General features: G+C 44.1%; 5 protein-coding genes. 3 read left to right on the forward strand and 2 right to left on the reverse strand.

Features of this window, described 5'->3' with window-relative positions; genetic code table 11:
- Positions 1 to 37: 37 nt before the first annotated feature.
- Together dprA and ACPUEY_RS11630 are read right to left on the reverse strand one after the other, a co-directional pair.
- Positions 38 to 1,183 carry a DNA-processing protein DprA gene (gene dprA, locus ACPUEY_RS11625; protein ID WP_425122194.1) on the reverse strand — a complete coding sequence of 382 codons (1,146 nt, stop codon included), beginning with the start codon at positions 1,181 to 1,183 and terminating at the stop codon, positions 38 to 40.
- A gap of 102 nt (positions 1,184 to 1,285) precedes the next feature.
- Entirely contained in the window at positions 1,286 to 2,440 is a 1,155-nt protein-coding gene (locus ACPUEY_RS11630) for a LysM peptidoglycan-binding domain-containing protein (protein ID WP_131273460.1), read from the reverse strand.
- Between the two features lie 119 nt (positions 2,441 to 2,559).
- Between ACPUEY_RS11630 and def the strand changes: the two genes are divergently transcribed.
- From def to ACPUEY_RS11645, 3 genes are all read left to right on the forward strand, one after another.
- Positions 2,560 to 3,090, forward strand: coding sequence for a peptide deformylase (gene def, locus ACPUEY_RS11635; RefSeq protein ID WP_092820001.1), 531 nt, complete (start codon positions 2,560 to 2,562; stop codon positions 3,088 to 3,090).
- Positions 3,091 to 3,181: 91 nt separating this feature from the next.
- On the forward strand, positions 3,182 to 3,604 hold the full coding sequence (locus ACPUEY_RS11640; protein WP_425122195.1) for a DUF2946 family protein: 423 nt from the start codon (positions 3,182 to 3,184) through the stop codon (positions 3,602 to 3,604).
- Positions 3,605 to 3,761: 157 nt separating this feature from the next.
- Positions 3,762 to 5,741 (forward strand): TonB-dependent copper receptor, encoded by a 1,980-nt coding sequence (locus ACPUEY_RS11645; protein WP_425122196.1) that lies wholly within the window; start codon positions 3,762 to 3,764, stop codon positions 5,739 to 5,741.
- Positions 5,742 to 6,228 lie beyond the last annotated feature (487 nt).

Genomic DNA, 6,228 nt, shown 5'->3' on the forward strand with positions numbered 1-6,228 from the left:
TTTTCCCTTCACATTTGTTAAAGCGCTATTGTGAACCTTATTTGTCGGGACGACAACGTAGATACAAACCTGCTTGCTGAGTACACAAGCCAAGTAATTCCAGCTCCATCAACTGGCTGGTGAGTGTGGCAACGTCTGATTGTAGATGAGTAACCAGCTCATCCAGATGTTGCCCGATCCAGTCTAGCTGATTATACAAAGTGCTTAAATGCGCTGGCAGTTCGGGCCGGGCATCCAGAGGTGCGAGTTTACTGGTCTGTTCACTATGCTGTTGAGCTTGCCATTGTGTCGGCAGGGCCAGATCTTCAATCACCTGTTCAGGATGATCGACTAAAATGCCACCTTCACGAATCAGTTGATGGCAGCCTTGATGATGCTCGCTATAAATATGTCCCGGAATGGCAAACACCAATTTGCCCTGTTCCGCTGCCAGTTTTGCCGTAATCAGTGAACCGCTTTTTAAAGTGGCTTCGGCAACAATGACCCCCAGGCTTAAGGCACTGACAATACGGTTGCGCCGTGGAAAATGGTGCTGTAAGGGAGGGGTTCCAGGTAAAAATTCGGTAATCACCGTGCCGGCCTGAGCAAGAATCTGCTGTCGCAAAGACTGATGTTGTGTCGGATAGGTTTGATCCAGGCCGGTACCCATCACGGCAATGGTGCGATTGTGCTGCAAAGCCCCTTGATGCGCGGCTTCATCAATGCCTTGTGCCAAGCCACTGCCAATATAAAAGCCCTTTTCACTGAGGTAATAGGCAAAGTCATAGGCCACTTGCCGCCCGTGATTGCTAGGTTTACGGCTACCGACAATGGCAATTTGCGGTTGCAACAGGGCTTGGGCATCGCCCTGGCCAAACAGGATCGGAGGCTTGTCCGCATAGGGCAGCAGCTGTTGCGGGTAGTGCACATCATCCTGCAACAGCACAAAATCACTCTGTTTCTGGATCAGATCAATACAATGCTGAAATTGCCGCTGCGATTCGGGAAGATGAAAATCTCGCAGCCGCTGAATATGGTTTTTGTGAATGCCAAGCTTTTGCCAGGTTTCGATTTGATCGGGCTGTGTTGCCTCGACCAGATGGGTATAGTACTGACTGATTTTATAAAAACTGGTGAGCGAGTGTTGTACCAGAAACCATAGCCGAATGTAATCCAGCTGCAAGGAGCTTAATGAACTGAGCATAACGAGACCTTGAAAGATGTCTTCTTTTTATTGTTTAAATTATTGTTTAAAAAATAAAATGAGGCTGAATCTCAGCCCCATTTCTAAATTTCGAGTGCAGGATTATTCATCCATCAGTGGTGGCTGAATGCCAGCACCGACTTTAATCGGCAATTCGCTATCCAGTACATAGGCATAACTCAGGTTATCAAAGCTCTTGAATACCATGATATTGCCAATGCGCTGTCCAGGGAGCTGAATACGCTCTTTGGTTTTGGGATCAGTTACGACTTCGCCTTTCTGGGTTACCGTCAAGACTTGTCCGGCTTGAACACCTTGCAAGCTACCACGGTCAATCGTCACCACACTGTGTTTTGCAGCGGTGCCAATCGAACCCATTACGCGAACCACTTGTCCACCGGCAGCAACATCTTCAGCATTGGTCGGGTAGAACAAGGTTGGCAGCATTGGATCATATTCAGGCAGTACACGGTCACCACGACGAACTTCAGCATTATAGGTATCTGTCAGTTCAAGCGTAGTAATGTCATTTTCACCACGGACGGCAACACCAGATGCCACCTGAATCAATTCAAGCCCGGCATTGTATTTTTTGCCTTTAGCATCGGTAAACATATACGGTTCACCTTCACGGTAAACGGCATAGCGTTGACCCACTTCCAGGCCATTGCCGCGTGCATAAACGGTTTGACCTTGAGCCGCCAGAACACGTTGATCCGCCGTGCCTAAAATGTATGGCGTACCGGTGATGGATTCAGGTGCCACAATCGTGCTGCGTTCTAGCCACTGCTTGATGTATTCCAGTGGAATGACCGGAATGGCATTGTTTAATGATTCCACCCGAACCTGAGGCTGTAACTTGGTGCCACCGGTATAACGACGGATAATCCCTTCACAGCCATCACCTTCATCTTTACCGATGATCGGTTTGCCATTATAGGTACACATGAGCAGGCGGTCGCCCGGGAAAATCCAGTGTGGATTTTTCACGTGTTTATTGCTGGCCCAGATTTCAGGCCAACGTACCGGATTCTTCAAAAATCTTTTGGAAATATCCCATAAAGTATCGCCTTTTTTCACCACATACACTTGTGGTGCTCCGGCTTTTAATGCAGGTGGATTGATATTGCGGGCAGGTGCTGCTTCAGCAACGCTGACCATGCCGGCCCCAACACTTACACATACGGCAAGTGCCAATAATTGTTTTTTAAACCCCAAGGCACTAAAAGTTGGCATGCCCTTCAAAACCTTTTTCATTATCATAATTCCTAAAATTATGTATGTAGTTGCGTTATAATAACGATATTACACACATTTTTTTGATGAAGCATTCCTTCATTTTGTTTTTTGATCAATGGCATAAGTGAGGACACCGTATGGCCTTATTACCTATTTTAAGTTTCCCGGATCCCCGTCTTCGTACCATTGCTAAACCAGTCGAAGAAGTCACTGATGAAATTCGTCAGCTCGCAGCCGATATGTTTGAAACCATGTATGAAGCCCCAGGTATTGGTTTGGCAGCTACACAGGTGGATCGTCATATTCAGCTGATTGTCATGGATTTATCTGAAAATAAAGATCAACCCATGGTATTCATTAACCCCAAAGTTACGCCATTAACTGAAGAAACCCAGCCTTATGAAGAAGGCTGTCTGTCAGTGCCTCAAATATACGATAAAGTTGAGCGTCCGTCACGTGTAAAAATCGAGGCAATTAACCTTGAGGGTCAATCATTTGAGCTGGAAGCGGACGAACTTCTCGCTGTTTGTATCCAACATGAAATGGATCACTTAAATGGTAAATTGTTTGTTGATTATTTATCGCCTTTAAAACGTCAACGTGCACGTGAAAAAGTAGAAAAAGTGGTTCGTCAGCGCCAGAAAGAAAAAGTCGCGGTGAAGCGCTAATCCATAAAATTCCTGAATTAAGTAGTTAAAAAAAGCCCAATTCAAATTGGGCTTTGTTATACTGGCCTCCGACAAATTTTAGGATTTGCCTGTGCTTTTTCGTAATGGTCTACTGCTATCCTGTATAGCCGTATTTTTACAGATTGCTGTGTTTTTACAGCCTTTGCTGCCGAAGCAATATCAGATTGCTCCGGTCTGTGAAACCATTACGCGTGCATTATTGCAAAAACCTGCTTTACCGCACATTTCCGCGTCCACACCTGCACATCATCAGTTGCATCAAGATCATCAACAGCAATCTGTAGAACATGATCATCATGATGCCAGTCACCAATGTCAGTATTGTACTGTCTACGGCAATCTGGTTTTGCCGCCAGAGCTTGAAGTCAAAGAAGTTTTAGACCGTATTCAAGTGCGGTTACTGGCATTCCAGAAGACCTTTGGTCATGTCTGGTTTGTTTTACAGCGACTCTTTCTCATTCCTCAAGGCCGAGCCCCGCCAACATTCGCTTAAACCATGTTTTATACGCCGGGTCTTCACTGACCTAGGCACAGTTATATTTATGATTTAAGTGAGAAATAAAATGACTCAGCCAAAATTCTTTTTACAGCCACTTGCGGCTGCGATTTGTGTTGCCTGTTATTCAGCTTCAGCCTTTGCTGAGCAGCAAATGACAACAGTGCAAACTTTAGCCCCTATCGTGGTGACTGCTCATCAGGGCAATGATGCCAATGGCTTGATTGTGCATGCCGATCCCAAACAGCCCATCCAGCCGATTCCAGCCAGTGATGGAGCAGGCTATCTGCAAAGCATTATGGGATTCAGTTCGATCAAAAATGGCGGCACCAATGGCGATGTGACTTTCCGTGGCATGTTTGGTTCACGGATTAAAATTTTAGCCGATGGTTCGGAAAATCTGGGTGCCTGTCCAAACCGTATGGATGCACCGACATCTTATATTTCACCGGAAAGCTATGACCGTATTTCGGTGATCAAAGGACCGCAAACGGTGCAATATGCCAATACCGGTTCGGCTGCGACAGTGCTCTTTGAACGTGGTCCGGAAACTGAATTAACGGCTGAAAAAAATTATCGTGGTCAGGCCAGTGTGCTGGCAGGTTCATATGGACGACTGGATCATAATCTTGAAGCTGCTGTTGGCGATGAGCAGAAATACGTTCGCCTGAATGCCAACCGTTCTGTGTCGGATAGCTATAAAGATGGGGATGGCAATACAGTTTCTTCAGACTGGGAGCGCTGGAATGCAGATGTCGCTTTAGGTTGGACACCGGATGAAAATACCTGGGTGGAACTGACGGGTGGCAAGGCTGACGGTGAAGCCGTTTATGCAGGCCGCTCGATGGATGGGTCGAAATTTGCCCGTGAAAGTCTGGGACTTCGTCTCGAAAAGAAAAATGTCACCGATGTGATCAAGAAAATCGAAGCACAAGTGAACTATAGCTTTAATGATCATGTCATGGATAACTTTAGCTTACGTGAATTTAAACCAGATGGCATGATGAATATGCCTATGGCTTCCAACGTGGCACGAGAAACCTTAAATGCCCGTCTGGCTGTTACTCATCAATGGGATAAACTGCAATTCATTACAGGTGTTGACAGTCAAAATAACCAACACTCTAAGCGCAGTGGCAGTTTGATGAAACCCTATCAAGATCAAGCACGTAGCAAAGATATGAAATTCCGCTCATATGGTGCCTTTGGCGAGCTCAGTTATCAACTGAATGAGCAAAATAAATGGGTGGGTGGTGTTCGTGTCGATCAGGTGAATGTCAAAGACTTACGCTCTGAATCTGTAGACAAAGGCTATAACCTGGAATTAGATAAAACATTACCAAGTGCATTTATCCGTCTTGAAAATCAGCATCCAGAACATGATGCCAAAACTTATATTGGTTTAGGTTATGTTGAACGCATGCCGGATTATTGGGAGCTGTTTAGTACTGCGCATGGTAATCCCGGAACTGTGAACTCATTTAATGGTATCGACACTGAAAAAACCTTGCAGCTTGATTTGGGTTATCAACATGAACATGGCGCAGTCAATTCCTGGGTTTCTGCTTATGCGGGCTTAGTCAATGATTATGTGTTGATGAGTTATCATGTCCATAGTATGCCGGGCATGATGAGTCATGGCAAAACTGCAGGTGCTAAAAATGTCGATGCGACCATTACTGGTGCAGAAGCCGGAGTGGGCTATCAATTTACCGATCATCTGCAGGCTGATGTCAGTGCGATGTATGCCTGGGGTAAAAACACCACCGACGATAAACCTTTACCGCAAATTGCACCTTTGGAAGGACGGGTAAATCTTCGTTATATTCAAGATAAATACACTTTGGGTGCATTATGGCGAGTGGTTGCAGCACAAAATCGTATCAGTCAAGATCAGGGCAATATCGTAGGTTATGACTTGGCCGAAAGCAGCGGTTTCGCAACCTTGTCGTTGAATGGTACTTACCAAATTCGTGATGGTGTCGATTTGTCTGTAGGTGTAGATAACCTGTTTGATAAAACCTATAGCGAACATTTAAACAAGGCGGGTAGTGCGGGTTTTGGTTTTGCTGCAGATGAGCAATTCAACAATATTGGCCGAAACTATTGGGCACGGGTGAGTATGAAGTTCTAATTTGTTGCTAAATTAAACAAAAAGCAGGAGTATTCTCGTGCTTTTTGTTTTTTTAATTCTATAAAGTTAAATATTTTCAATTGTTTATAATTTTAAGTATTTCAAAATAAAATGACGAACATTTTTCTTAAAATAATTTTTATAAATAAAACAGTTATTTATAAATTTTGTGGTTTATAAAATAAACACACGTTTCATAAGTTTTAAAAAAGGTGTTGCAAGGCCTCTGAAATGCTGTAGAATGCACATCCATCGGCGGTGGTGAAGATTAAAACTTCTGATAAAACAGTAACTTAGTTAAGATTGGTTGAGTTAGGTTTTATTTGATAAGTTTAAAAATAATCTGATTTACTGGTTGACTTTCTAGAGATAGAGAGTAATATAGCCGACCTAGCTTGATGCTGACGAAGCATTGAGAAGATCATTAAGAGATTATGAAGAACAACTTGTGTGGATTTTTACTGGTTGATCGATCGAAATTATTTTC

The organism is Acinetobacter sp. G11, from assembly GCF_049808495.1.
Lineage (GTDB): Bacteria > Pseudomonadota > Gammaproteobacteria > Pseudomonadales > Moraxellaceae > Acinetobacter > Acinetobacter kookii.